This is a genomic window from Psychrobacter sp. 4Dc (assembly GCF_002836715.1).
Classification (GTDB): domain Bacteria; phylum Pseudomonadota; class Gammaproteobacteria; order Pseudomonadales; family Moraxellaceae; genus Psychrobacter.
Map to the genome: position 1 here is coordinate 43,030 of NZ_PJAT01000113.1, position 25,868 is coordinate 68,897.

The 25,868-nt window shown below is 43.8% G+C and carries 37 protein-coding genes and 1 tRNA gene; 5 read left to right on the top strand and 33 right to left on the bottom strand.

Annotated elements, in window-relative coordinates; all coding sequences use genetic code 11:
* Positions 1 to 125: 125 nt before the first annotated feature.
* The 33 genes from rplQ to CXF61_RS11285 form a co-directional block, all read right to left on the bottom strand.
* Complete coding sequence (gene rplQ / locus CXF61_RS11125) at positions 126 to 485, bottom strand: 50S ribosomal protein L17 (RefSeq protein ID WP_021813387.1); 360 nt, start codon at positions 483 to 485, stop codon at positions 126 to 128.
* Positions 486 to 504: 19 nt separating this feature from the next.
* Positions 505 to 1,512, bottom strand: a complete 1,008-nt coding sequence (locus CXF61_RS11130) for a DNA-directed RNA polymerase subunit alpha (protein ID WP_021813386.1) — start codon at positions 1,510 to 1,512, stop codon at positions 505 to 507.
* A gap of 80 nt (positions 1,513 to 1,592) precedes the next feature.
* Complete coding sequence (gene rpsD / locus CXF61_RS11135; RefSeq protein ID WP_057758723.1) at positions 1,593 to 2,234, bottom strand: 30S ribosomal protein S4; 642 nt, start codon at positions 2,232 to 2,234, stop codon at positions 1,593 to 1,595.
* Positions 2,235 to 2,282: 48 nt separating this feature from the next.
* Complete coding sequence (gene rpsK, locus CXF61_RS11140) at positions 2,283 to 2,672, bottom strand: 30S ribosomal protein S11 (protein ID WP_010196728.1); 390 nt, start codon at positions 2,670 to 2,672, stop codon at positions 2,283 to 2,285.
* 20 nt (positions 2,673 to 2,692) lie between these two features.
* Positions 2,693 to 3,049 (bottom strand): 30S ribosomal protein S13, encoded by a 357-nt coding sequence (gene rpsM / locus CXF61_RS11145; protein ID WP_021813384.1) that lies wholly within the window; start codon positions 3,047 to 3,049, stop codon positions 2,693 to 2,695.
* A gap of 247 nt (positions 3,050 to 3,296) precedes the next feature.
* The gene (gene rpmJ, locus CXF61_RS11150) at positions 3,297 to 3,413 is read right to left on the bottom strand and encodes a 50S ribosomal protein L36 (RefSeq protein ID WP_010196721.1); all 117 of its coding nucleotides are present in this window, start codon (positions 3,411 to 3,413) and stop codon (positions 3,297 to 3,299) included.
* Between the two features lie 31 nt (positions 3,414 to 3,444).
* On the bottom strand, positions 3,445 to 4,776 hold the full coding sequence (gene secY / locus CXF61_RS11155) for a preprotein translocase subunit SecY (RefSeq protein ID WP_166739245.1): 1,332 nt from the start codon (positions 4,774 to 4,776) through the stop codon (positions 3,445 to 3,447).
* 19 nt (positions 4,777 to 4,795) lie between these two features.
* The gene (gene rplO, locus CXF61_RS11160; RefSeq protein WP_057758719.1) at positions 4,796 to 5,236 is read right to left on the bottom strand and encodes a 50S ribosomal protein L15; all 441 of its coding nucleotides are present in this window, start codon (positions 5,234 to 5,236) and stop codon (positions 4,796 to 4,798) included.
* Positions 5,236 to 5,415 (bottom strand): 50S ribosomal protein L30, encoded by a 180-nt coding sequence (gene rpmD, locus CXF61_RS11165; RefSeq protein ID WP_057758718.1) that lies wholly within the window; start codon positions 5,413 to 5,415, stop codon positions 5,236 to 5,238. Before rpmD ends, rplO begins: the two co-directional genes overlap by 1 nt.
* A 20-nt stretch (positions 5,416 to 5,435) precedes the next feature.
* Complete coding sequence (rpsE, locus tag CXF61_RS11170) at positions 5,436 to 5,951, bottom strand: 30S ribosomal protein S5 (protein WP_057758716.1); 516 nt, start codon at positions 5,949 to 5,951, stop codon at positions 5,436 to 5,438.
* 2 nt (positions 5,952 to 5,953) lie between these two features.
* Positions 5,954 to 6,304 (bottom strand): 50S ribosomal protein L18, encoded by a 351-nt coding sequence (gene rplR, locus CXF61_RS11175; RefSeq protein WP_057758713.1) that lies wholly within the window; start codon positions 6,302 to 6,304, stop codon positions 5,954 to 5,956.
* An 11-nt stretch (positions 6,305 to 6,315) separates the two neighbouring features.
* Positions 6,316 to 6,849, bottom strand: a complete 534-nt coding sequence (gene rplF, locus CXF61_RS11180) for a 50S ribosomal protein L6 (protein WP_057758710.1) — start codon at positions 6,847 to 6,849, stop codon at positions 6,316 to 6,318.
* A gap of 176 nt (positions 6,850 to 7,025) precedes the next feature.
* Positions 7,026 to 7,424 carry a 30S ribosomal protein S8 gene (gene rpsH, locus CXF61_RS11185; RefSeq protein WP_101204864.1) on the bottom strand — a complete coding sequence of 133 codons (399 nt, stop codon included), beginning with the start codon at positions 7,422 to 7,424 and terminating at the stop codon, positions 7,026 to 7,028.
* Positions 7,425 to 7,435: 11 nt separating this feature from the next.
* Entirely contained in the window at positions 7,436 to 7,741 is a 306-nt protein-coding gene (gene rpsN, locus CXF61_RS11190) for a 30S ribosomal protein S14 (protein WP_010196705.1), read from the bottom strand.
* A gap of 12 nt (positions 7,742 to 7,753) precedes the next feature.
* Positions 7,754 to 8,290, bottom strand: coding sequence for a 50S ribosomal protein L5 (gene rplE / locus CXF61_RS11195; protein ID WP_101204865.1), 537 nt, complete (start codon positions 8,288 to 8,290; stop codon positions 7,754 to 7,756).
* A 21-nt stretch (positions 8,291 to 8,311) separates the two neighbouring features.
* Entirely contained in the window at positions 8,312 to 8,629 is a 318-nt protein-coding gene (gene rplX, locus CXF61_RS11200; protein WP_101204866.1) for a 50S ribosomal protein L24, read from the bottom strand.
* Positions 8,630 to 8,637: 8 nt separating this feature from the next.
* Positions 8,638 to 9,006, bottom strand: a complete 369-nt coding sequence (gene rplN, locus CXF61_RS11205; RefSeq protein WP_010196702.1) for a 50S ribosomal protein L14 — start codon at positions 9,004 to 9,006, stop codon at positions 8,638 to 8,640.
* A gap of 183 nt (positions 9,007 to 9,189) precedes the next feature.
* Positions 9,190 to 9,465, bottom strand: a complete 276-nt coding sequence (rpsQ, locus tag CXF61_RS11210) for a 30S ribosomal protein S17 (RefSeq protein ID WP_021813375.1) — start codon at positions 9,463 to 9,465, stop codon at positions 9,190 to 9,192.
* Positions 9,462 to 9,659 carry a 50S ribosomal protein L29 gene (rpmC, locus tag CXF61_RS11215; RefSeq protein ID WP_025644397.1) on the bottom strand — a complete coding sequence of 66 codons (198 nt, stop codon included), beginning with the start codon at positions 9,657 to 9,659 and terminating at the stop codon, positions 9,462 to 9,464. Before rpmC ends, rpsQ begins: the two co-directional genes overlap by 4 nt.
* Entirely contained in the window at positions 9,659 to 10,072 is a 414-nt protein-coding gene (rplP, locus tag CXF61_RS11220) for a 50S ribosomal protein L16 (protein WP_025644399.1), read from the bottom strand. Before rplP ends, rpmC begins: the two co-directional genes overlap by 1 nt.
* A 3-nt stretch (positions 10,073 to 10,075) precedes the next feature.
* A complete protein-coding gene (gene rpsC / locus CXF61_RS11225; RefSeq protein ID WP_057758704.1) occupies positions 10,076 to 10,798 on the bottom strand; it encodes a 30S ribosomal protein S3 in 723 nt (240 codons plus the stop codon).
* 3 nt (positions 10,799 to 10,801) lie between these two features.
* Entirely contained in the window at positions 10,802 to 11,131 is a 330-nt protein-coding gene (gene rplV, locus CXF61_RS11230; RefSeq protein ID WP_021813373.1) for a 50S ribosomal protein L22, read from the bottom strand.
* 10 nt (positions 11,132 to 11,141) lie between these two features.
* Positions 11,142 to 11,417: a 30S ribosomal protein S19 gene (rpsS, locus tag CXF61_RS11235; RefSeq protein ID WP_010196682.1), complete on the bottom strand. Its 276-nt coding sequence runs from the start codon at positions 11,415 to 11,417 to the stop codon at positions 11,142 to 11,144.
* A gap of 12 nt (positions 11,418 to 11,429) precedes the next feature.
* The gene (gene rplB / locus CXF61_RS11240; protein WP_057758702.1) at positions 11,430 to 12,257 is read right to left on the bottom strand and encodes a 50S ribosomal protein L2; all 828 of its coding nucleotides are present in this window, start codon (positions 12,255 to 12,257) and stop codon (positions 11,430 to 11,432) included.
* A gap of 11 nt (positions 12,258 to 12,268) precedes the next feature.
* Positions 12,269 to 12,619, bottom strand: a complete 351-nt coding sequence (gene rplW, locus CXF61_RS11245) for a 50S ribosomal protein L23 (RefSeq protein WP_057758700.1) — start codon at positions 12,617 to 12,619, stop codon at positions 12,269 to 12,271.
* Positions 12,616 to 13,218 carry a 50S ribosomal protein L4 gene (gene rplD, locus CXF61_RS11250; protein WP_057758698.1) on the bottom strand — a complete coding sequence of 201 codons (603 nt, stop codon included), beginning with the start codon at positions 13,216 to 13,218 and terminating at the stop codon, positions 12,616 to 12,618. Before rplD ends, rplW begins: the two co-directional genes overlap by 4 nt.
* Before the next feature lie 14 nt (positions 13,219 to 13,232).
* The gene (rplC, locus tag CXF61_RS11255; RefSeq protein ID WP_057758696.1) at positions 13,233 to 13,871 is read right to left on the bottom strand and encodes a 50S ribosomal protein L3; all 639 of its coding nucleotides are present in this window, start codon (positions 13,869 to 13,871) and stop codon (positions 13,233 to 13,235) included.
* Between the two features lie 49 nt (positions 13,872 to 13,920).
* The gene (gene rpsJ, locus CXF61_RS11260; RefSeq protein ID WP_010196670.1) at positions 13,921 to 14,232 is read right to left on the bottom strand and encodes a 30S ribosomal protein S10; all 312 of its coding nucleotides are present in this window, start codon (positions 14,230 to 14,232) and stop codon (positions 13,921 to 13,923) included.
* Between the two features lie 409 nt (positions 14,233 to 14,641).
* Positions 14,642 to 16,243: an Rne/Rng family ribonuclease gene (locus tag CXF61_RS11265; RefSeq protein WP_165598250.1), complete on the bottom strand. Its 1,602-nt coding sequence runs from the start codon at positions 16,241 to 16,243 to the stop codon at positions 14,642 to 14,644.
* A gap of 120 nt (positions 16,244 to 16,363) precedes the next feature.
* Complete coding sequence (locus CXF61_RS11270; protein WP_193834215.1) at positions 16,364 to 17,047, bottom strand: Maf family protein; 684 nt, start codon at positions 17,045 to 17,047, stop codon at positions 16,364 to 16,366.
* Between the two features lie 105 nt (positions 17,048 to 17,152).
* The gene (gene mreD, locus CXF61_RS11275; protein WP_165598252.1) at positions 17,153 to 17,638 is read right to left on the bottom strand and encodes a rod shape-determining protein MreD; all 486 of its coding nucleotides are present in this window, start codon (positions 17,636 to 17,638) and stop codon (positions 17,153 to 17,155) included.
* A gap of 141 nt (positions 17,639 to 17,779) precedes the next feature.
* Entirely contained in the window at positions 17,780 to 18,640 is an 861-nt protein-coding gene (gene mreC / locus CXF61_RS11280) for a rod shape-determining protein MreC (protein WP_102077941.1), read from the bottom strand.
* A 319-nt stretch (positions 18,641 to 18,959) separates the two neighbouring features.
* A complete protein-coding gene (locus tag CXF61_RS11285; protein WP_082624553.1) occupies positions 18,960 to 19,988 on the bottom strand; it encodes a rod shape-determining protein in 1,029 nt (342 codons plus the stop codon).
* A 675-nt stretch (positions 19,989 to 20,663) separates the two neighbouring features.
* Here CXF61_RS11285 and gatC point away from each other — a divergent pair.
* The 5 genes from gatC (at position 20,664) to CXF61_RS11310 (ending at position 25,666) form a co-directional block, all read left to right on the top strand.
* A complete protein-coding gene (gene gatC, locus CXF61_RS11290) occupies positions 20,664 to 20,978 on the top strand; it encodes an Asp-tRNA(Asn)/Glu-tRNA(Gln) amidotransferase subunit GatC (protein ID WP_057758683.1) in 315 nt (104 codons plus the stop codon).
* A gap of 81 nt (positions 20,979 to 21,059) precedes the next feature.
* Positions 21,060 to 22,556 carry an Asp-tRNA(Asn)/Glu-tRNA(Gln) amidotransferase subunit GatA gene (gene gatA / locus CXF61_RS11295; RefSeq protein ID WP_165598253.1) on the top strand — a complete coding sequence of 499 codons (1,497 nt, stop codon included), beginning with the start codon at positions 21,060 to 21,062 and terminating at the stop codon, positions 22,554 to 22,556.
* Complete coding sequence (gatB, locus tag CXF61_RS11300) at positions 22,556 to 24,082, top strand: Asp-tRNA(Asn)/Glu-tRNA(Gln) amidotransferase subunit GatB (RefSeq protein ID WP_165598254.1); 1,527 nt, start codon at positions 22,556 to 22,558, stop codon at positions 24,080 to 24,082. Before gatA ends, gatB begins: the two co-directional genes overlap by 1 nt.
* Before the next feature lie 114 nt (positions 24,083 to 24,196).
* Positions 24,197 to 24,273: transfer RNA gene (locus CXF61_RS11305), tRNA-Pro, on the top strand.
* A 157-nt stretch (positions 24,274 to 24,430) separates the two neighbouring features.
* A complete protein-coding gene (locus CXF61_RS11310) occupies positions 24,431 to 25,666 on the top strand; it encodes a tyrosine-type recombinase/integrase (protein ID WP_227526671.1) in 1,236 nt (411 codons plus the stop codon).
* The last annotated feature ends 202 nt before the right edge of the window (positions 25,667 to 25,868 follow it).

A 25,868-nucleotide genomic window follows, 5' to 3' on the forward strand; every position in this document is an offset into this window, starting at 1 on the left:
TAATTATTGTTCTAAATAGCCATTTATTGCCCTAAACAACTACTAGTATATTTAGTCAAATTAAAAACAAAAAAAAGCTCCAATTGCATTGGAGCTTTTTTATGGAATATGTCTTAGGTGTAAAACTAGTCACGATCAACCAATTCTACATAAGCCATTGGCGCATTGTCACCATCACGGTAACCGCATTTTACGATACGCAAATAACCACCTGGACGCGTCTGGTAACGAGGACCTAACGTGCCAAATAATTTGCCTACCATAGCTTTGCTACGCATACGGCTGAATGCTAAACGACGGTTAGCAACGCTGTCTTCTTTAGCCATAGTGATCAATGGCTCGGCAACGCGACGTAGTTCTTTAGCTTTTGGTAAAGTTGTTTTGATCAGTTCATGCTCAAATAATGAGTTAGTCATGTTCTGAAACATTGCCTTACGATGACTGCCGGTACGACCCAGCTTGACTCCACTCTTACGATGGCGCATAGTCAAAAATCCTTAAAGTTTAACGGCTACGATAAGAAAAGCGATCATCAACACGTAAATCAGCTGGTGGCCAGTTATCTAGGCGCATACCGAGCTCTAAATCTTTAGACGCTAATACGTCCTTGATTTCTGTCAATGATTTCTTACCAAGATTTGGGGTTTTTAGAAGTTCAGTCTCTGAACGCTGTACCAAATCACCGATATAGTAAATGTTTTCAGCTTTCAAGCAGTTGGCTGAGCGAACCGTTAGTTCAAGATCGTCCACAGGGCGTAGTAACACCGGATCAACCTCTTCTTTCTCTTTCACAGGCTCAGGCGCTTCTTCAGCTTCTAGGTCAACAAAGATAGAAATCTGTTGTTGTAAAATAGTGGCTGCTTTACGAATTGCTTCTTCTGGATCTATAGTGCCATTAGTTTCAAGCTCAATGATAAGACGATCAAGATCAGTACGCTGCTCTACACGAGCGTTCTCAACCTGATAAGCAACACGAAGCACAGGACTAAAACTTGCATCAAGCTTTAAACGTCCAATTGCTTTAGTATCACCATCTTCACGGCGCTGGTTTGCTGGCTCATATCCACGACCCATCACTACACGCAAACGCATCTTAAGATGACCACGATCGCTCAATGTACCCAAGACCAATTCTGGATTGATGATGTCAACATTGTGCGGCAACGCGATGTCTGCAGCAGTAATAGTGCCTGGACCTTGTTTATCCAAGGTCAAAAATACTTCATTTTGGTCATGAAGCGTAATTGCTAAGCCTTTTAGGTTCAAAAGCAAATCAAGTACGTCTTCTTGCAGGCCTTCAAGCGTTGAGTATTCATGGTCAACACCATCAATCTCAGCTTCAATGACTGCAGCACCAGGTAATGAAGATAACAAGATGCGACGCAGAGCATTACCTAGGGTATGCCCAAAGCCGCGTTCTAACGGTTCGAGCGTGACTTTCGCAATCGTTTCGTTAACCGTATCCACATTAATGGCATTCGGCGTTAGAAACTCAGTTGCATTTAGCATCATGATGTCACCTCGATTTATTAAACTGGTTTAATTAACGTTAATTGCTCAATGCCATTTTCATAACATTGAGCATTACGTCATTACTTAGAGTATAGCTCAACGATCAAGCTTTCGTTGATTTCAGCAGGTAGATCAATACGATCAGGCGCATGTTTAAACGTGCCTTGTAGTTTGCTGTGGTCAACATCAAGCCATTCTGGAATACCACGTTGTGTCGCTAATTCGATAGCGTTTTTAATACGTAGCTGTTCGCGAGATTTCTCTTGGATAGCGATGACATCACCATCTTGAAGCTGAATTGAAGGAATGTTCACACGAACAAACTCATCACGGCCAGCTTTTTTTACCATAACAGTACGATGACTGACTAGCTGACGTGCTTCTGCGCGAGTTGAGCCAAAGCCCATGCGATATACAACGTTATCTAGACGGCTCTCAAGCATTGCTAACAAGTTTTCACCAGTAGCGCCACGCTTACGAGCAGCTTCTTTATAGTAGTTCGCGAATTGACGCTCTAGCACACCATAAATACGCTTAACTTTTTGCTTTTCACGCAACTGTAGAGCATATTCTGAGGTCTTGTTACGGCTTACGCCATGCTGACCTGGTGGACGACCAGCTTTCTTCGTTTTTACGTCATACGGTTTAACGCCAGACTTAAGGCCTAAATCCGTACCTTCACGACGTGATAATTTCAGTTTTGGTCCAATATAGCGGGCCATTGTTATGTCTCCTATAAGCTTTTAGTATAAAAAGCTTCGTCTTTAATATTAGACGCGGCGCTTTTTCGGCGCACGGCAACCATTGTGTGGGATTGGGGTTACATCAGAGATGCTGTTAACTTTATAACCCAATGCACCTAGTGCTCTTACCGCAGACTCACGACCCGGTCCTGGTCCTTTGACCAAAACATCGATATTCTTAACACCATATTCTTGGGCCGCTTTACCAGCGACTTCAGCTGCAACCTGAGCTGCAAATGGTGTAGATTTACGTGAACCACGGAAGCCTTGTCCACCTGAAGTGGCCCAAGCCAATGCATTACCTTGACGATCGGTAATCGTAACAATGGTGTTATTAAAAGACGCATGGATATGGGCAATGCCCTCCGATACTGAACGACGAGCCACCTTTTTGCGACTGCGAGTGTCTTTTGCCATCTTTTAGCTTCCTAAGTTAATTATCTTTTGAGAGGGCGTGTCGGACCCTTACGAGTACGAGCGTTGTTCTTGGTGTTCTGACCTCTAACTGGTAGGTTACGACGATGACGGATGCCACGGTAACAACCGAGATCAACTAAACGCTTGATGTTCATTGAAACTTCACGACGAAGGTCACCTTCAGTCATGTAGTTTGCAACTTGTGCACGGATAGCATCTAACTGTGTATCATCTAACTGACTGACTTTAGTAGTAGGGGCGATGCCAACTGCTTCTAAGATTTTCTGAGCAGTGGTACGACCTACACCAAAGATGTAAGTTAGTGAAATAACAGCATGCTTATTATCCGGAATGTTTACGCCGGCAATACGAGCCATTGATTTCTCTCCATTAAAGAAAAATAAGCGTTATCTAGCGATAAGGCTTTACTCTTCAGATTTGTTGCTGTTAATACTAGAGCTTTTATAGTCATTATCGATGTTTTGACTATAAGTCTGCTCATCGATTCTATTATAAAAGATTTTGTATAAACACGGCAAGTGGCGGATGATATCGCATCCGCCGTTGTTTTTCAAGTATTAATTTAATTAGCAACGAAAACTAAACGTTTTCTAATACTAAATATTAACCTTGACGTTGCTTGTGGCGAGGTTCTGCTGTACAAATAATATGTACACGGCCTTTACGGCGCACAACTTTACAGCTACCACAAATCTTTTTAACTGATGCTTGAACTTTCATAGCATGCTCCTTGAAATATCGTGCCGCTCATTTAAGGTTGAGTGGGCGATTGAATTAACGTCTGATCATGATATTGATGGGTCATCAAATGCGCTTGAATCTGCGAGATGAAGTCCATTACCACAACCACCATAATCAGTAAAGACGTACCACCGAGTTGAAACGGCACACCAAACGATGACTGGACGACCATTGGCATTAAACAAATAACCGTCATATACATCGCGCCAATAAAGGTCAGTCGGTTTAATACATGATCGAGGTAACGCTGAGTTTGTTGTCCTGGGCGAATACCTGGGATATACGCACCACTACGTTTAAGGTTCTCTGCTACTTCACGCGGACTAAATACCAATGCCGTATAAAAATAACAGAAGAAAATAATCATTGCGCCAAACAGTACCAAATATAGCGGCTGCCCTGGAGACAACACCAATGCCATATTTTGAAGTATTTTCTGTACAAAGGTAGGATCAGTCGATTGACCAACCCACTGCCCTAAACTTGCAGGAAACAATAACAAAGAACTGGCAAAAATAGCTGGAATAACCCCTGCCATATTAAGCTTGAGCGGCAAATGTGATTGCTGCTGAGCATAAATTTTGCGACCTTGTTGCTGTTTTTGTGCATAGTTCACAGGAACACGGCGTTGAGCACGTTCAATATAAACGATACCCGCAGTAACCGCGATACCTAGCAGTACAAAAATAAATAGCACAATCAAGTTCATCTGACCTTGATTGACCTGTTCAATAGACTGCGAAATCATACCTGGCGTACCAGCCACAATACTCGCAAAAATGAGCATTGAAATACCATTACCTACGCCGCGCTCTGTAATCTGCTCACCAAGCCACATTAAGAACATTGCGCCTGCTACCAAAGAAGTAACAGCTGGAATATAAAAGGTAAGACCAGTAGATAAAGTAAGGTTTTGGCTGATTAAGCCGGCACACATTCCTAATGACTGTACTAGGGCTAAAGCAAGCGTTCCCTGACGGGTATACTTGTTTAACTTGCGTCGTCCCGCTTCACCTTCTTTTTTGAGGGCTTCAAGCGATGGCAATACTGCAGACATCATCTGTACGATAATCGATGCTGAGATATATGGCATAATGCCAAGTGCCATGATAGACATACGCTCTAGCGCACCACCTGAGAACATATTAAACATGCTCAAAATGGTGTTTTCGTTGCGCGAAAACAGATCAGCCAAGTTAACTGGGTTAATACCCGGAACTGGAATATGTGACCCTAAACGATAAACAATCAATGCGCCGATTAAAAATAATAAACGCGTCCATAGCTCATCATACTTACGTATAAATGCGAATGGATTAAGCGGTATACCAGCCGATGACATTGATTGTTTTGACACGTTACTACTCCTCGATGCTACCACCAGCAGCTTCGATAGCTTGCTTAGCACCTTTAGTCACTTTAATACCTTTGAAAGTATAAGCTTTAGTGACTTCGCCTGATAGCATTACACGAGCACGCTTCATATCGTGACGGATAAGGTTAGCAGCTTTAAGTGTTTCAAGGCTAACTACATCGCCTTCAATTTTATTCAGTTCAGAAAGACGTACTTCAGCAGTCTTCATAGCCAGTTTACTGGTAAAACCAAATTTTGGTAGACGACGATATAAAGGCATTTGACCACCTTCAAATCCTGAGCGAATGCTAGAACCTGAACGAGATTTCTGACCTTTTACACCACGACCACCAGTCTTACCAAGACCTGAACCGATACCACGACCACGACGTTGGGCAGTTTTCTTTGCGCCAACACCTGGTGATAATTCATTTAATCTAAGACCCATTACGCTTCCTCCACTTTTACCATGTAGTTAACGCGATTGACCATACCACGAGTCGAAGGAGTATCTTCTACTACTACAGTATGATTAATACGGCGTAAACCCAATCCTTTCAAGCTCGCTTTGTGGCTCTTTAGGCGATGGGCACCCGATTTAAATTGAGTGACTTTCATTTTTTTCATCGTAACTCACCTAGTCTAAGTTAACCCAAGATTTCGTCTACAGATTTACCACGTTTAGCTGCCATCTTCTCTGGAGTTGACATATCACGTAAACCGTTAAACGTTGCGCGAACAACGTTAGCAGTATTGGTAGAACCATAACATTTAGTCAAAACATCTTTGACACCAGCAACTTCTAATACAGCACGCATTGCGCCACCAGCGATTACGCCAGTACCTTCAGATGCAGGTTGCATGTAGACTTTACTAGCACCATGACGTGCTTTGATTGGATGATGCAAAGTTGCATCATTTAGCTCAACAGTAATCATATTACGTTTGGCAGCTTCTAGTGCTTTTTGGATAGCAGCTGGCACTTCACGTGCTTTACCACGACCAAAACCTACACGACCATTGCCATCGCCCACTACAGTTAATGCAGTGAAAGAGAAAATACGACCACCTTTAACAACTTTCGCTACGCGATCAACGGTAACTAAGCGTTCTACTAGACCGTCAGTCTGTTCATTTTTATCATTTTTATCATTTCTAGCCATGATTAAAACTCCAATCCGTTTTCGCGAGCAGCTTCTGCTAAAGCTTTAACTCGACCATGATATTTGAAACCACTACGGTCAAAGGCAACTTTAGTAATGCCAGCTGCTTTTGCGCGTTCTGCGATCATTTGGCCTACAGACGTTGCTGAATCAGCATTACCAGTCGCGCCTGAACGCAAGCTGCTGTCTAAGGTAGATGCCTGAGCAATCACTTCACCACCATTTGGAGAGATAATCTGGGCATAAATATGTTTTGACGTGCGGTTAACCGTTAAGCGATGAACGCCTAAGAAACGGATATGCGCGCGTGTTTTCTTAGCTCGACGCAGACGAGCTGCTTTTTTATCAAACATTTCAACTCACCTTATTTTTTCTTAGCTTCTTTGCGAATCACATGCTCGTCACTATAACGAATACCTTTGCCTTTATAAGGCTCAGGTGGGCGGAAACCACGGATGTTGGCGGCTGCTTGACCAAGCTGCTGTTTATTGTTTGATTTCAAAACAATTTCAGTTTGCGTTGGCGTTTCAGCTGATACACCTTCAGGTAACGTATACTCTACTGGATGAGAATAACCAACGTTCAAGGTTACCTTGTTACCAGTAACTTGCGCGCGATAACCAACACCAATCAACTGAAGACGTCTTTCAAAGCCTTCATTTACGCCAGTAACATAGTTGTTAACAAGAGCGCGCATGGTGCCAGTGTGCATCATAGCTTCTTTTGAATCGACTGTAGGTGAGAAAATGATAGCATCATCTTCCTGTTTCAGCTCGACCAATTCATGCAGGCGTAAAGACATAGAACCGTTCTTGCCTTTAACTTCGACCTGCCGATCGTTCAAAGTAACGCTTACGCCGTTTGGCAGCGTCACTGGGGCTTTAGCCACACGAGACATAGGAATATTCCTTAAAAAATTTAACTTCTTTATATTAGCGAAAAAACTAACAGGCTAAAAAGCGTGTTAGTTTAGCATAGTTGACTGTGTTAGACATCTATCAATTCAAAATAATTTAATATTACTCAACCGATAGAAGCCTAACAACCATCAAATAGACTTCATCGTCGTTTAGCTTACGCTACAAATGCGACGATTTCACCACCGATACCAGCAGCGCGTGCAGCACGATCGCTCATGATACCTTGGCTAGTAGATACGATAGCAACACCCATACCTTGCTTAACAGTAGGGATAGCGTCTTTACCGCGGAACTGGCGTAAACCAGGACGGCTATAACGTTGGATAGTCTCGATGACAGCACGGCCTTCGAAATATTTCAATTCAATAGTAAGGGTTGCTTTGTTGTTTTCTTCTTCAGCAACAACAGCGCTAGCCACATAACCTTCGCTAACTAATAAATCAGCAATTGATTTACGTAATTTAGAGCTCGGCATTGCTACCGATACTTTGTTAGCCATTTGTGCGTTACGGATACGGGTTAGCATATCCCCAACGGTATCTTGCATACTCATATAGTTACTCCTTACCAGCTTGCTTTACGAACACCAGGCACATCGCCTTGCATGACACGCTCACGCAGCATATTGCGTGACAAGCCAAACTTGCGGAAGTAACCGTGAGGACGACCGGTGATAGCACAACGATTACGCAGACGTACTGGTGATGAGTTACGTGGAAGAGCTTGTAGCTCTAACATCGCTTCCATACGAGTTTCGTCACTTGCAGTCATATCACTGATAGTTTCTTTTAGCTTGATACGCTTTTCAGCATATTTAGCAACCATTTTTTCGCGCTTTAATTCGCGGTTAATCATGCTCTTCTTTGCCATAACGTCTTTACCTTATTTAAATGGGAAGCCGAATGCTTTAAGCAACGCACGACCTTCTTCATCAGATTGAGCTGACGTGGTGATTGTCACATCCATACCACGGATACGATCAATCTTGTCAAAATCTACTTCTGGGAATACGATTTGTTCTTTGATACCCAATGAGTAGTTACCACGTCCGTCAAAGGCTTTAGGTGAAAAACCGCGGAAATCACGAATACGAGGAATTGCAATGGCAACGAGACGATCTAAAAATTCGTACATTTGCTCACCGCGTAGCGTTACTTTACAGCCAATTGGCCATTCTTCACGAATCTTAAAGCCAGCAACTGATTTACGCGCTTTGGTGACAACAGGTTTTTGACCAGCAATCGCGGTCATATCAGCTACAGCACCTTCCAACAATTTCTTGTCTTGAGACGCGCCGCCTACACCCATGTTAAGTGTGATTTTAGTGATTTTAGGCACTTGCATCACATTTGCCAAACCAAGCTCTTCTTTGATTTGCTGCTTTAGTTCATCGTTATATAAAGATTTTAATCTTGCCATTACCATTACACCCTTAGTGTCTTACGCAGTCGCCACTACTTCACCGCTTGAACGATAGACGCGTTGTTTCTTGCCGTCTTCGCCAAACTGATAAGTAATACGGTCTGCTTTTTGGGTTTGCGCATTTAAGATTGCGACATTTGAGATATGCAGAAAAGCTTCTTGCTTAAGAATGCCACCTTCAACACCAGTTGCCTGATTTGGCTTCTGATGTTTAGTAACAATATTAATGCCTTCAACTTTAATACGATCGTTTTTTACAGCTTGTACAGTACCTTGCTTGCCTTTGTCTTTCCCAGCAATCACGATAACTGTATCGCCTTTACGTAATTTTGACATGGATTACCTCACAATACTTCTGGTGCTAGTGATACAATTTTCATAAACTGATCACCACGTAGTTCACGAGTTACCGGTCCAAAAATACGAGTTGCAATCGGCGCTTTGTTTTGGTTCAACAATACCGCAGCATTGTCATCAAAACGTAACACAGAACCATCTGGACGACGAACGCCTTTTTTGGTACGTACAACTACTGCATTCATCACGTCGCCTTTTTTAACACGACCACGAGGAATGGCTTCTTTAACCGTTACTTTAATAATGTCGCCAACTGATGCATAACGACGATGAGAACCACCCAGTACTTTAATGCACTGAACTCGCCTTGCACCGCTATTGTCTGCAACTTCCAGCATTGACTCAACCTGAATCATAGCGTTACTCCACACGTATGAGCAATAAAAACCAGTTGCTGCCGCTAGCACAGAATGAGTAGGACGGCATTTTAATATAAATAACCGCGACTTACTCTTAATGTGAGTGATATACGCTCGGCGCAATCAGCATCCTTAAAAAGGCGGCTATTTTAACAGCTTCTGGCTTTTAATGCAATTTACTTAGATTTTTTCTACTTTTTCAACCACATCAACTAAAGTCCAAGACTTAGTTTTTGAGATTGGACGCGTTTCTTTGATGCGGACAAGGTCGCCTTGTTGGCAAACGTTATTCTCATCATGAGCTTTGATTTTCGTAGAACGACGAAGCTGCTTGCCATACAAAGGATGACGAACCAGACGCTCAATCAAAACTGTGATGGACTTGTCCATCTTGTCGCTGACAACTCGTCCTGTCAATACGCTAGCATTGGTAGCTGTTTGATTGTTATCGCTCATGAGTCGCCTCGTTGTTTCTCGTTAATCAAAGTCTGAAGCTGGGCAATCGTGCGACGATTGGCTCTAACTTCATGGGTATTACCCAACTGACCAGTTGCTTTAGCCATACGAATACGGAAAGCATCAAGTTGCTTTTCATCAAGTAACTGGGTCAGTTCTTCTAATGATTTATCACGTAATTCACTGATCTTCATTACATTATCGTCCGCTTAACAATGGTAGTTTTAAAGGGCAATTTTGCTGCAGCGAGCGTTAATGCATCACGAGCAAGCTCTTCAGATACCCCTTCAATTTCATATAGCACTTTACCAGGTTTGATTTCGCATACCCAATATTCAACTGGACCTTTACCTTTACCCATACGTACTTCTAATGGTTTATTGGTAATTGGTTTGTCAGGGAATACACGAATCCAAATCTTACCGCCACGCTTAATTTTACGAGTGATGGTACGACGTGCTGCTTCGATTTGACGAGCTGTCATACGACCACGCGTCAATGATTTTAGACCAATTTGTCCGAATGCAACGGTGCTTCCACGATGAGCTAGCCCAGTGTTACGACCTTTGTGCATTTTACGAAACTTGGTACGTTTTGGCTGTAACATAGTTTAACCTCTGTCTGAGTTTCGACGGTTTCCACGACCACGGCGTTTTGGCGCACGAGTCTGCTCTTCTTTGACGGGATTATATACACTGTTCATACCGTCAAGGATTTCGCCACGGAAAATCCAAACTTTAACACCGATGGTGCCGTAAGTTGTCTCTGCACGAATTGACGAGTAGTCAATATCAGCACGGAGTGTATGCAATGGCACACGACCTTCACGGTACCATTCACTACGAGCAATCTCAGCACCGCCTAGACGGCCAGACAGCTCAACCTTGATACCTTTAGCACCAGAACGCATGCTGTTCTGTACCGCACGTTTCATCGCACGACGGAACATAACACGACGCTCAAGCTGGCTACCGATGCCGTCTGCTACCAAACGTGCATCAAGGTCAGGTGACGTGATTTCTTCAATGTTGACCTGAGCAGGTACGCCCATAATTTTGGTCAATTCTTTTTGAAGTCTTTCGATATCTTCGCCTTTCTTACCGATAACAATACCAGGACGCGCAGTGGCGATGGTAATCTTAGCAGCGCCAGTAGGACGCTCGATCATGATGTTGCTGATCATAGCGTTGTCTAGCTTTTTGCGTAGATATTCACGAACTTGAATGTCGTTGATTAGGTATTCTGAGTATTGTTTAGGGTTAGCATACCAGTTTGCGTTATGCTTTTTTACAACACCAAGACGAATTCCGATTGGATGTACTTTTTGACCCATAACTTATTCTCCTACCTTTATAGTGATGTGACAAGTACGCTTGCTGATACGATCAGCACGGCCTTTGGCACGTGGTAGGATACGTTTTAGCGTAATGCCTTCATCAACATAGATAGTAGCGACTTTTAGGTCGTCAATATCTAAGCCGTGATTATGTTCGGCATTGGCGATGGCTGAGTTAAGGCATTTCTTAACAAACACAGCGCCTTTTTTATTGCTATACGTTAGGATATCCAAAGCACGCTCAATAGATTTGCCACGAACTTCATCAGCAACGAGTCTAACTTTTTGTGCCGATATGGCGGCACCGCGTAATTTTGCAGTTACTTCCATGGTAAGCACCTTATCTCTTAGCTTTTTTGTCAATGCCGTGACCACGATACGTACGAGTCGGGGCAAATTCACCTAGTTTATGACCAACCATCTGCTCGCTCACGATAACCGGTACATGAGTACGGCCGTTGTGAACAGATAAAGTTAGGCCAACCATTTGTGGCAGAATCATCGAGCGGCGCGACCAAGTCTTAATTGGCTTGCGTGAGTTGGTGTCTAATGCATTCTCAACTTTAGCAAACAAGTGCGCGTCTATGAATGGACCTTTTTTCAATGAACGAGGCATGAAATTCTTCCTTTATTTCTTCTTGGCGCGACGGCGGATGATCATGTTGTCAGTACGCTTATTGTGACGCGTTTTAAGTCCTTTAGACTTCTGACCCCAAGGGCTGGTTGGATGGCGACCTTTGTTACGACCTTCACCACCACCGTGTGGGTGATCAACCGGGTTCATAGCGACACCACGAACAGAAGGACGAACACCACGCCAACGTGAAGCACCGGCTTTACCAAGTGATTTCAAGTTGTTTTCAGTGTTAGAAACTTCACCAATAACAGCGCGGCAATTTACGTGTACACGGCGAGTTTCGCCAGAACGCATACGTAGAATAGCATAAACACCGTCACGACCTAGTAACTGAACGCTAGCACCCGCAGAACGAGCCATCTGTGCACCTTTACCGATTTTAAGCTCGATATTGTGAATCACAGTACCCAATGGGATGTTTTTTAGCGGTAAGCAGTTACCTGGACGAATTGGAGAAGTCTCGCCTGACATTACTGTATCACCAACTACTTGTTTCTTAGCAGCGATAATGTAACGACGTTCGCCATCAGCATACTTAAGTAAAGCAATATGAGCAGTACGGTTAGGATCGTATTCGATACGCTCTACCGTTGCTGGGATATTGTCTTTAGTACGTTTGAAATCGATAATGCGATAATGTTGCTTATGACCACCGCCAATGTGACGAGTAGTAATGCGGCCATTATTGTTACGACCACCTGACTTGCTTTTTGATTCTAGAAGTGCTGCAAACGGACGACCTTTGTACAGGTGTGGATGCACTACTTTTTCAACAAAACGACGGCCTGGTGATGTTGGCTTTGCTCTTACGATAGGCATGAGTGTAATCCTTATTCGTTATTCGCTGTTTCACTAGTAGAATCAGTAGTATTCGCTACTTCTTCACCAGCATCAGCCATTTGTACATCTTGACCAGCTTTTAAGGTAACATAGGCTTTTTTGTAGTCGTTACGACGGCCGATGCTTTTACCAAAACGCTTTGTCTTACCTTTAACATTCAAAGTGTTTACTTTAGTGACTTCAACACCTTCAAACATCAACTCAACTGCTTTCTTGACTTCAAGCTTAGTAGCATTAGAATCAATTTTAAATACCTGCACACCAAGTGAGTCGCCAAGCATTTGAGATTTTTCTGAGAATACAGGCCCTCTTAAGACCTGATAAAGTCTTGCGTTATTCATGCTAGTGCTTCCTCAAATTGTTTCGCAGCTTCAACTGACATGATCACTTTATCAAATGCGATCAAGCTCACTGGGTCCACTTCATTTGTACCAAGTACATTGACATGTGGAATGTTGCGAGCAGCTAAGTATAAGTTTTCATCAACTTCTTTAGTAACGATTAGTGCACGAGGTGCATTCAAATCGTTTAACTTAGCAATCAGTTCTTTGGTTTTCGGCCCAGAAACGCTCAACTCTTCTACCAAAATCAGACGCTCTTGACGAATCAATTCTGCTAGGATGCACTGCATCGCACCGCGATACATTTTACGGTTTACTTTCTGTGACCAATCTTGTGGTTTTGCAGCGAATGCACGACCACCTGAACGCCAGATTGGGCTACGAATAGAACCCGCACGAGCGCGACCAGTACCTTTTTGGCGCCATGGCTTAATACCACCGCCAGAAACTTCGGCACGTGTTTTTTGTGCGCGTGTACCTTGGCGAGCACCAGCTAAATAAGCGGTGACGACTTGATGCACTAGTGCTTCGTTGAATTCACGACCAAATGCCGTATCAGAAAGCTCAACCGCCGCACCTGTAACTGTTTTTAAATCCACGTTAATCCCCTTGCTTAGGCTTTGACTGACGGACGTACGATAACATCGCCACCGGTGGCACCTGGGATAGCACCCTTGATGACAAGTAACCCTTTTTCGGCATCAACCGAAATCACTTCTAGGCCCTGAACGGTAACACGTTTGTTACCCATCTGACCCGCCATCTTCTTGCCTTTGAATACTTTACCTGGTGACTGGTTTTGACCAGTTGAACCATGCGCACGATGAGACACTGAGTTACCATGAGTAGCATCTTGCATACTAAAGTTGTGACGCTTAACAGGGCCTTGGAAACCTTTACCTTTGCTCTGTCCTGTCACATCAACCATCTGACCTTGTTCGAACAAGTCAGCTAGAATCTCGCCACCAATCTCACGACCTTCAAGATCGCTTTCGTTGGCACGGAATTCCCAAACACCACGGCCAGCTTTAACACCAGCTTTAGCGAAGTGACCCTTTTGTGCAGCTGTTACGCGGCTGTCACGACGAGTACCTGTGGTAATTTGGATGGCTTGATAACCATCTACATCAGTATTTTTTACTTGAGTAATGCGGTTTGCATCGACCTCAACAACTGTTACAGGGATAGATGCGCCTGTTTCAGTGAAGACACGGGTCATGCCGCACTTTTTACCGACTAAACCGATCGCCATTTTAGACCTCTTTATATCTTATATTAATGGGTTGGGTGTTTAATGTGCATTAACCCAAAGCAATTTGAACGTCAACACCCGCCGCTAAATCTAATTTCATTAGCGCATCCACAGTTTTGTCAGTTGGCTGAACGATATCAACCATACGCTTATGAGTACGGATTTCGTACTGGTCACGAGCGTCTTTGTTAACGTGTGGTGAGGTTAGAACGTTGAAGCGCTCAATGCGAGTCGGCAACGGTACAGGACCACAAACTTGCGCACCGGTGCGCTTTGCAGTATCAACAATCTCTTGTGCAGATTGATCAATCAGACGATGATCAAAAGACTTAAGACGGATACGGATTCTCTGGTTAGCCATGCCAGCAAGCTCCTAATATGTGCCTTTGTCATTCTTGCGTCGCAAGACCATGATCAAAAGCAGTTTGGTTAAATATTCACTTAAAGCGGCCTTCTGTTCTTAACCAGAATGAGTTCTTTATCCGAACTTATAGCGTGCCAAAAGCAAAATAGTTTAAAGCCCCGCCAACCCTCCTATTAATTGGAAAGTAGCAAAGGCATAATGAAATAGTGCTAGAAACGATGCTCTAGCTGTCATAGCGCCAGCTTTTTTATTCAGCTGCGCATATATAATTCAGTGGTGTATATTATACATAGTATTTTAGGTATTGCAAGAGCAATCTCTAGTATGATTAGAGATGCTCTTTCTTAGACTAGCCTTTAGTTAAATAAATATTTCCATCTAGAACTATCATTTGTTTTGAATAATATTAATCTAAAACAATATCATACTGCTCTTGGGTATATAGATTTTCTACATCAAAAGTAATGACCCTACCCAGTAAATACTCTAAATCGGCCACTGTGTCTGACTCTGTCGTGAGTAGTAAGTCAATGACTGCCGCATGAGCCACCACTGTGAACTTTTTGGGAGAATTATAAGTGCGTGCGCAGCGCATAATCTCACGGAAAATCTCAAAGCAAACGGTTTCTGCGGTTTTAACAAACCCTCGTCCTTGACAAGTTGAGCACGGCTCACAAAGCTGCTGACCCAATGATTCACGCGTGCGTTTGCGTGTCATCTCTACTAAGCCAAGCTCACTAACCTGCGTAATTTTGGTTTTTGCATAATCTTGGGTAAGCTGCGCCTGTAAGCTCTCAAGCACGTCATCTTTATGCTGTTGCTCAAGCATATCGATAAAATCTAAAATAATAATGCCGCCTAGATTACGTAAGCGCAACTGTCGAGCGATAGCATGTGTGGCTTCTAGATTAGTCTTATAAACCGTATCCTCTAATGAGCGACCGCCTACAAAAGAGCCTGTATTGACATCAATCGTGGTCATTGCTTCGGTTTGATCGATAATCAGATAACCGCCAGACTTGAGATCGACACGGCGCTTTAGTGCATCACGTAAGTCATCTTCTACACGGTGTACATCGAATAGCGACTGCTCAGCGGTATAATGCACGATTCGATCATAAACGAATGGAACAAACTCTTTGGCAAAGTATCTGACTTGCTCATAGATTTGCGTATTATCAATGATGACTTTTTCGGTATCGACGTGAACCAAGTCACGGATAGAACGCAATGGTAGTGACAGTTCTTGATAGATCAGCTCTGAGCTCTGATGATGATTAATCTCTTGACGACGAGCACAGATAGTACGCCATAGCTGCAATAGATAATAGATGTCCTCTTCTAGCTTATCGACAGGGACGCGCTCAGCAGCGGTACGGGCAATCAGCCCACCTTTTAGATTGACCGTCTGCATTAGGCTACTAAGCTCAGTCTTTAATCGGCTACGCTCTTCTTCACCATCGATACGCTGCGATATACCGATATGATCACTCGATGGCAAATATACTAGATAGCGTGATGGCAATGAGATATTGGTCGTTAGACGAGCACCTTTGCTCCCTAACTGGTCTTTGGTTACCTGTACCAAAATACGCTGACTTTCATGCAGACGATGCTGAATCAATGTTTTAGACGCTGGTACGATCTCTGTACTTTGCGCACTGACAATAGGCGGTGTCACAGCCAAGCTATCAGCAGAAGCGTTGGCAGTCGCATCGTCCTCATTTATCTCATGCTTAGTGGCCTTAGTAGCTTTGTTTTTTTCTGCAACGGGGCGTGGTTCACGCTGCATATCGTTGACATGTAGAAATGCGGTCCGTGATTGACCAATATCTACGAAGGCTGCCTGCATGCCAGGAAGGACACGTACGACCGTTCCCAGATAGATATTGCCGACCAACCCCAGTTTGTGATGTCGTTCAATATAAATCTCGCCCAAAATACCATTGTCTAAAACCGCAACACGGGATTCCATTGGACTAATATTAATCAGCAGCTCTTCGGACATAGTTTTTTCTCTTATCTCTCAGCTTTCTTATTAGACGGTCATCGCCTATTAGATTGACAGTGTAACAAATGCGACTTGCTCTTGCCCATTACCCTACCGTGTCATTATGTGCATATCCCATTATAACGGGTTGACTGTGTCCATACTGCCTTCTGTCATTTCTTTGATTAGTGCCAGCGTTTGTGCCAGTGGCAGACCAACGACATTGGTATAGCTGCCGTTGATACGACTGACCCATGCCGCACCCAGTCCTTGAATACCATATCCACCTGCTTTATCAGCGGGTTCGCCACTGTCCCAATAGTCGCTCATCATTTGTGTCGTCAATGGTATAAAAGTCACTTCCGTACGCTCAGTGATTCGCTGCTGATTAATAATTTGCAAGGAATGTATAGGTTCTGATGGGCTTGGTTTTGCTTTAGGCAATAGCTGTACTTGAGTCGCTTGAACGGCAGTCCATACTTCGTGAACGTTATCAGACATACGCTGCCACATACTATATGCGTGCTCGCGATCGATAGGTTTGACCAATACTGTCTTACCATCTGACAGCACGCCAATAGTATCAGAGGTCAGAATAATAAACGGTGAGGTAAGGCTATCGTGATCCGCTTGAGAGGTATCGCTTAATTGTTGTATCGCAGCATCGGCTTTGGTTGCGACCATGCGTTCGATATAGTCTGTCGGCGACTCATTATCTAACGGCGTCTCGTCGATATCCACTCTCAAGATAGTAAAGTTTAGTTGCGCTCTTTCTAGTAGCTCACGACGACGCGGAGAGCCAGATGCCAAAACGATATCCATCGATATTCTCTTCATTTATAAATTTATGATGTGTGTGGTCATACAGTATTGTGGGCCGAGCAAGCTAAGCTATTAATCAGAATAACAGCTATAACTAGTGACTCATTAACGCGAAAACTTGCGTAAAGCAAACAGCACGAGTGGCCAGCTGAGGATACTCATAAACAGTGATAAAGCAGACTGAGCGACAAAGACGTTTTGAATAAACATCTGTAGTATCCATAGATTTAACTGAAAGACAATCAGCCCTAGACTAGCAATTAACCACGCGCTAACGGTATTCAACTGTCTGACGTAGATACTGGTAATTTTGATAACCAGTGCAACCACAACAGCGGCGAACGCTTGCTGACCTAAATGCGTATCCATCAATAAATCAGCAATCAGTCCAACCGTAAATGCGGTAAAAATGCCGACATAGCGCGGCTGAAACAGCAACCAATAAATCAGCACCATGATCATGACCATGGGACGCAGTGTGGCCATGCTTGGGCTTAATGGATAGACATTGAGTGATGATGCAACGATGAAACTCAGAACAATCACAACTATCAATAGTACCGTGGCATTCTCAGAATCAGGATACGACATAGGTACTTACCTTAGCGAGTGTTTGATGGTTGCGGTGATATTGTTGATTGAGTATTGGCAAGATGAATACCATAAATGGAAAGCTTTAAAACGTTAATAAGCCAGCTAATTAGCCGTCAATACTGTGGCTTACGTCATTATCTATGGAGCAATAGCAGCAGCATTGTTCTCATTTAGTAGCTTGTCTTGAAGTATTAGTACATAAGCATTATCGATAAAGTTGGCTGCTGGAGTAACTTCGATCGTTCTAAAGTTATCGGTTTGCTCGTCTTTGACATGCGCGATACGCCCTACTCGATAACCTGCCGGAATACGACCGCCCAGTCCTGAAGACACTAGTTCATCACCTACTCGCACATCTGACGTCTTAAAGACGTAATTGAGACTTAATGAAGATGGGATGCCTTGGCCTGTAACGATGGCGCGCTGACCAGTACGCTTAACAGTAACCGCAACTGACTGCTGCTCATCTGTAATCAACAACAGACGGCTAGTATTCGGGTAGACATTGATAATCTGTCCTAATACGCCGTCTTCATCGATGACCGTTTGCCCAACTTGTACGCCATCTTGCTCCCCTTTATTAAGCACGACAATCTGTCTGAGCAAGTTGGTATCTGTGCCGATGACTTGCGCCAAATTAAGATCGAACTGCTCAGGCTTGGTGGTAGATAAAATACCTTGCAGGCGTGCATTCTGTGCCAAAATATAATCTTGCTGTTGTAACTTGGCATGTGCATGTATCAATTGCGATTTTAGCTGCATGTTTTCGCGACGCAGTGCTTCTTTTGATTGCAGACTACCGCCAGCCCAATGCTTGGCATAGCTTGGTAATAGAGACAGCTCATAGATTGGCTGCATGGCGGCATGACTGGTGCTACGTACTGGCTTAAACCAATCAGAGTTTTTGCTATCAAACCACATCAAAATTAAGGCTGCTATCAATACGATAACAGTCTTACGAAGTGATAACGGCTGGCGAGCAAAAATACTTGGAGTCATAAGTCGTCTGATTTAAGGATTCTAAAATGAACAATAGCACTTATTTACAGCATGAGTGTTTATCGAGGATATGGGGTTCTAGCACGAATGAATGCAATTAAAGGTAGCACAATCGGCTACCTTTAATTTTATATATAGTCAATTTTCTATAAATTAGGTAAGGTGTCAGTCTCGCTCAGCCTAATACTTATAGTACTTTCGCTCGGCTTTCTTGTATCCAAATTATATTAAACCGACTATATTTATAGTTTCATCATTCACATAAATCGTCATTATCATGTATTGCCAATACTATAGGGCAATTAAGGATAAAGATGACTTAAACAAAAATCATGTTTAAACTTTTGTTATTGATGAAATCAAGCGCGATACCACCACCGCGACTAACGCAGGTTAGTGGGTCTTCTGCTACCGTCACTGGCAAACCAGTCTCTTGTGAGATAAGTTTGTCTAAGTCACGTAATAGCGCGCCGCCACCTGTCAATACGATGCCACGCTCAGCGATGTCTGATGATAACTCTGGCGGAGTCTGCTCAAGTGCTACTTTTACAGCGCTAACAATACCGCTCAATGGATCAGTCAACGCTTTTTGCACTTCTTCTGAATTGACAGTAAAGGTCTTTGGCACACCTTCTGCCATGCTACGACCACGAACTTCTACTTCTAGTTGGCTGTCTTCATTCAATGCAGAACCGACTTCTTTTTTGATGCGCTCAGCGGTCGTCTCACCGATGACACAGCCATGCGTACGGCGTACATGAGTGATGATCGCTTCATCAAACATATCGCCACCGATACGAATCGACTCAGCATATACGCAACCAGACAGTGCGATAACAGCAATCTCAGTTGTACCACCACCGATATCCACAACCATAGAACCACTGGCTTCATGAACTGGCATACCAGCACCGATAGCCGCAGCCATTGGCTCTTCTAGCAATAGTACTTTGCTTGCACCTGCTGATGATACTGCCTCACGAATCGCCTTGCGCTCAACTAGAGTAGACTTGCATGGTACACAAACCACGACGTTAGGCTGTGCCATAAAACGCTTGGCTTTTACTTTAGCGATAAAGTGCTTAAGCATTTTTTGCGTCACTTCAAAATCAGCAATCACACCGTCTTTTAACGGGCGAATCGCTGTGATGTTCGCAGGCGTACGACCTAGCATCTGCTTGGCATCGATACCAACAGCGGCGACGGTCGGGTTTTGAGTACGATTGCTTCGTAACGCGACCACCGTAGGCTCGTCAAGCACGACGCCTTTATTAGGAATAAAAATTAGGGTGTTCGCAGTACCGAGGTCGATAGCGATATTATTTGATAAAAATCCAAACAGGTTCATGACTAATATATCCAGCGTCTTACGAATGAGGCGAATGAGATTGACTGAGGTGTTACTCGTCAGTGTTGAGCAGGTCGTCGTTAAACATTACTTGTGGCAACAGTTAATCATCCCAACAAGTCAAAATTCAAACAATAATGATGAAATGAAAAAACTGAGCTAAATTATACCGATTTAGCTCAAAAAAACATAGATATTTGCATCAGTAAGTAAGGATTTTTGTCTTAGACGCCAAAAGTTGTTACAAAGTTTGAAATAGTAGTGAATATCATTCAACTCAATGAAACATCATTTAATCTGATAACTAACAAGGCTCTACAGGCAGATGAATGTTTTGCTTAATAGCAGATGCATACTGTAACGTATTTTGGAAGCTAATTGGAGAGCAATTGAGGAACAATGATGAATTAGGGGGTCAGTTTTGCAATTCTCTGTAAATCATTGTGTCTTAATTGGCATTATGGCTTGTCTGACACCATATCTTATTTAATATTACGTCTTTATCAATTCAGCCTGTTGGTTGAGATTGTGCATCAATCAAGCGTCATGCTCTGTAAACTTGAGTCAGATGCTTTATAATAAGCCCACTGATTATTTATCTCTATTTTAACGCTTACGTATTTTCCTTTTCGTAATCAACTACTCTAACAAAAACTGTCCTTAACTGGAGAAACTATGTCTCAGCAACCAGCAACGTCTGACAGCAACGTCAGCCGTGAAGAAATCCTAGAAGTTGCCAACCTTGCCCGCTTAGGTGTCGATGAAAGTACAGCCGATAGCTATGCTGATGATATCAGTAAAGTATTAAAACTGATGAATACGCTATCTAACGTTGATACCACAGACATCAAGCCACTAGCCAATATTCATGAAGCTTGCCAAGAGTTGCGTGCTGATGTGGCAAAACACGATATCAATCGTGAGCGTAATCAATCAGTTGCGCCTGCCGTAGAAGAAGGCTTGTATCTAGTGCCTCAGGTGATTGAATAATAGTGGCTGAATAATATAATCACGCATTTGCCATTATCTCATTTTATTTTATGCTATTAACATTTTGACGGACGACACCTTATGTCTGAACTTCATTTATTAAGTACCGAGCAGCTCATTACTGGCTTGCAAAACAAACAATTTAGCAGCGCGGAATTAACCGAACACTACATCAAGCGTATCGATGCGCTAGACAGCAAGATTAACAGCTTTATCACTCATACTTCTGAGACAGCACGCGCACAAGCAAAAGCGGCAGACGAGATGCGTGCACAGGGCGACCAACGTCCACTACTTGGCGTACCAATGGCGCACAAAGACATCTTCTGTACTCAGGGCGTACTGACCACTTGTGGCTCTAAGATGCTACATAACTTTGTCTCACCATATGACGCGACTATCGTTTCTAACATCGACAAAGCAGGCATGATTAGCTTAGGTAAACTCAATATGGATGAGTTTGCGATGGGCTCAGACAACAGTAGCTCATACTACGGTACGGTACAGAACCCTTGGAACCTAGAGCGTGTCCCTGGTGGCTCGTCAGGTGGTAGTGCTGCTGCTGTTGCCGCTGGTTTTGTCCCTGTTGCTACCGGTAGTGATACGGGTGGCTCTATTCGCCAGCCTGCCTCATTTTGTGGCCTAACAGGTATCAAACCTACTTATGGCCGTGTGTCACGCTTTGGTATGATTGCCTACGCTTCAAGCTTGGATCAAGCGGGTAGCATGGGACGTAGCGCGAAAGATTGCGCCTATCTGCTTCAACCAATGATTGGTCATGATCCACGCGATGCAACTTCTATCAAGTACGAGATGCCTGACTACGTACAAGACATCAATGATGCCCAAGCTGCTGCTGGTGATAAGCCATTTGCTGGCTTGCGTATTGGTGTGGCCAAAGAATACTTCGGCACAGGACTTGATAGCGAAGTCGAGCAAGCAGCACGTGCCGCTTTAAAGAAGTACGAAGAGCTGGGCGCAACGATTGTAGAAGTGAACATCACTGATCCTGAGATCACGCTTGCCACTTACTACATGCTAGCGCCTGCTGAAGCATCATCAAACCTATCACGCTTCGATGGCGTACGTTTTGGCTATCGCTGTGAGAACCCAACCGACCTTATCGATCTATATACACGCTCACGATCTGAAGGCTTTGGCCCTGAAGTACAGCGCCGTATCTTGACAGGGACTTATGCGCTATCGGCTGGCTATTTCGATGCTTATTATACTAAAGCACAGAAGATTCGCCGCTTAATTGTAAAAGACTTCGACGAAGCCTTTGCTAGCTGTGATGTGATTGCTAGCCCGACTGCACCGACTGCGGCTTATAAGCTTAGTGAAGACCTAGATCCTGCAACGATGTATCTGGGTGACGTTTATACCATCGCTGTCAACCTAGCAGGTCTACCTGCCCTCAGTCAGCCAGTTGGTTTGACGACAGAAGGCCTCCCTATTGGCTTGCAATTAATCGGTAAGCATTGGCAAGAGAGTCAACTGCTCACGACTGCGCATCTGTTTCAGCAGCATACTGATCATCACCTACAACACTCTACCATCGCAAAGGAGACGGTATAATGAGTACAGCTACTACTGATAACAATGCCGTCCGTGAACACGCCGTGCGTAAAGAGCTATTTGTCGATGGCTATGAAGTGGTCATCGGTATCGAGATTCACTGCCAGCTAAATACGGAAAGTAAGATTTTCTCAAGTGCGCCGACTGATTTCGGTCATGAGCCAAACAGCCAAGCAAGTATCGTCGATTTGGGTTTGCCTGGCGTATTACCAGTGCTAAATGCTGGTGTGGTCGATCGCGCATTAAAATTCGGTATCGGTGTCAATGCTGAGCTGGGTCTGTTTAATACGTTTGACCGTAAAAACTACTTTTACCCTGATTTGCCTAAAGGCTATCAAATCACCCAAATGGCCAATCCTATCGTGGGTGAAGGCTATATCGATGTCGTCGTCAACGAAGGCGAAAAGAACGAATATCCGAAACGTATGGGTATTACTCGCGCACATCTAGAAGAAGATGCGGGTAAATCTGTCCATGACGCAGTCGATGGTATGACAGGTGTGGATTTGAACCGTGCAGGTACACCACTAATCGAAATCGTCTCTGAGCCAGACATGCGCTCAGCCCACGAAGCACTTGCCTACATCAAAGCCATCCATCAGCTAGTCACTTGGCTAGGTATCTCAGACGCAGTAATGGCTGAAGGCTCATTCCGCTGTGACTGTAACGTCTCTGTACGTAAACCTGGTGATGATCTTGGTACACGTACTGAGCTAAAGAACTTAAACTCATTCCGCTTCATCGAGCGTGCTATCAATCGTGAAATCGAACGTCAAATCGATATCTTAGAAGATGGCGGCAAAGTCGTTCAAGCGACGATGCTATATGATCCAGAGCGTGATGAAACGCGTACCATGCGTACCAAAGAAGACGCCAACGACTATCGCTACTTCCCTGATCCTGACCTACTCCCTGTCCGTATCGAGCAGCATACGGTTGATGCGATCAAAGCAGCAATGCCAGAGCTACCAGTCGCTCGTCGCGCACGCTTTGAAGAAGCGCTTGGTCTGTCAGAATATGACGCTCGTATCTTGACTGGTAGTCGTCAAATTGCTGATTACTTCGAAGATGTGGTAGCTGAAATCGGACAGCAAGATGCCAAAATGGCTGGCAACTGGGTCATGGGCGACTTGCTCGGCGCGCTGAACAAAGATGACACCGATATCATCGACTCCCCTATCAGCGCCAAACAGTTGGCTGGCATGCTCAAGCGTATCAAAGATGACACGCTATCTGGCAAATTGGCCAAAAAAGTCTTTAGTGCCCTATATGAGCGCGAAGGCGGCGATGGCGATGATGCAGCAGATAAAATCATCAAAGACAAAGGCCTCAAGCAAGAAACCGATACTGGCGCTATCAAAGCGATGGTCGAAGAAGTCATCGCAAAAAATGAAGCGATGGTAGAAGAGTATCGCGGCGGTAAGGAAAAAGCCTTTAACGGTCTAGTCGGTCAGGTCATGAAAGCCAGTCGCGGTAGTGCTAACCCACAGCAAGTGAACCAAATCCTAAAAGAGCTATTGGGTTAAAGCTACCTGCGCAATAGCAATACTGGCTGTGATGCGTAGAATGATGTAGTAGATTTTGGCTGCTAGAAATAGCCCTTGCAATATACATAATTTTGCGTAAAATAGTCAGTCACTCGGGGCGTAGCGCAGTCTGGTAGCGCACTACACTGGGGGTGTAGTGGTCGCAGGTTCAAATCCTGCCGTTCCGACCAAACACAATATTAGGGCAGACCGTCATTGACCGTCTGCCCTTTTATTTGCAAGCCATTCAGCTGAATCAGCCTTTTTTAAAGGCATTTGTTATCCGTTACAGAACGTGGTAATCCGTCTAAAATGTTGGTATTATCGTTGGTATCATACGATACCATAATGGATAATACCAACATGAGTCTAAATAATACACAGATAAAAAATCTTAAGCCTACCCAAAAAGCGATAGACTCAAAACGACCTGATAAACATAGTGATGGTCAAGGGTTACAATTATGGGTGCGTTATACAGGCGTTAAGTCATGGATCAGCGCCTACCGCTGGCAAGGCAAACAGCAAACCCTTACTATCGGTACTTATCCAGTAATGAGCCTGCAAAGTGCACGCCAGCGCAATCTTGAGATCAAAAGATTAATAGTTGATGGCATTAACCCAAAAGACGATAAGAAAAAAACACGAGCAGAAAATGACGGATCAAAGGATTTCGATACGATAGCTCAGTGTTGGCATAATGACCGTAAAGCACATATAGCACCTACTACCCATAGCCGTGACTACTCACAATATCAGCGCGACATTAAGCCCGTCATTGGTCATATGAATATAAATGAGATAACTGCGCCTGATGTTTTGGCTATTGGTAAAGCTATCGAAGCTAGGGGCGCTAGTGATATGGCAAGACGCGCAATACGTCAAACAGGGCAAATCTTTAAACAAGCCATACGTGAGGGCTTAACCAACCTCAACCCAGCCGACGACCTAACTGAAGCACTAAAACCGCATAAGGTAAAGCACCATAGTCGCATCACCAGCCAGCAATTACCAAAGCTACTACAAGACATTAACGCCTATGATGGTGATGTACTGGTAAAGCTAGGCTTATGGTTTATGTGCTATACGTTTGTGAGAACGCAGGAATTACGCTTTATGGAATGGAGCGAGATAGACTATAAAGACAAGTTATGGCGCATACCTGCCGATAAAATGAAAATGGATAGACCGCATTTAGTGCCGCTTACACCGCAAACAATGGCGATCTTAGAGCAAATCAAGACGCTAGGCTTTTCGGACAAGTATGTCTTCTTTAATCCATCGACGCGTAAGCCATACAGTACCAATGCTTTTATTACTGCCCTATGGCGCATGGGCTATAAAGGCAGAATGACAGGGCACGGATTTCGCGGACTTGCCAGCACTACCTTACATGAACAAGAGTTTATGCACGAAGCTATAGAGCTACAGCTAGCACATGAAAAAGAAAACAAAATAAGCAAAGCCTACAATGGAGCTCAACACTTGCCTTATCGTACCGACATGATGCATCAATGGGCTAATTATATTGATGATGCGTTTGCTGGCAAGACTGAAGATAGGATAGATTGTTCAAAAGTGTAAGATGGTTGAGACATATGTGTTTAAGTAAACAAAAATATTGAGCCTTTCCTAAAAACTGTGTAACAGCTTATAATCTCCCAATAGGAGAATAATCAATGACTAACCAAAATGACATTAAGAAACTGGCCGAGCAAATGGCTGGTAGCATGAGCAGCTTTGATGATATCAAAGCTGCTCATGCAATCCTTTATCGATACCGCTC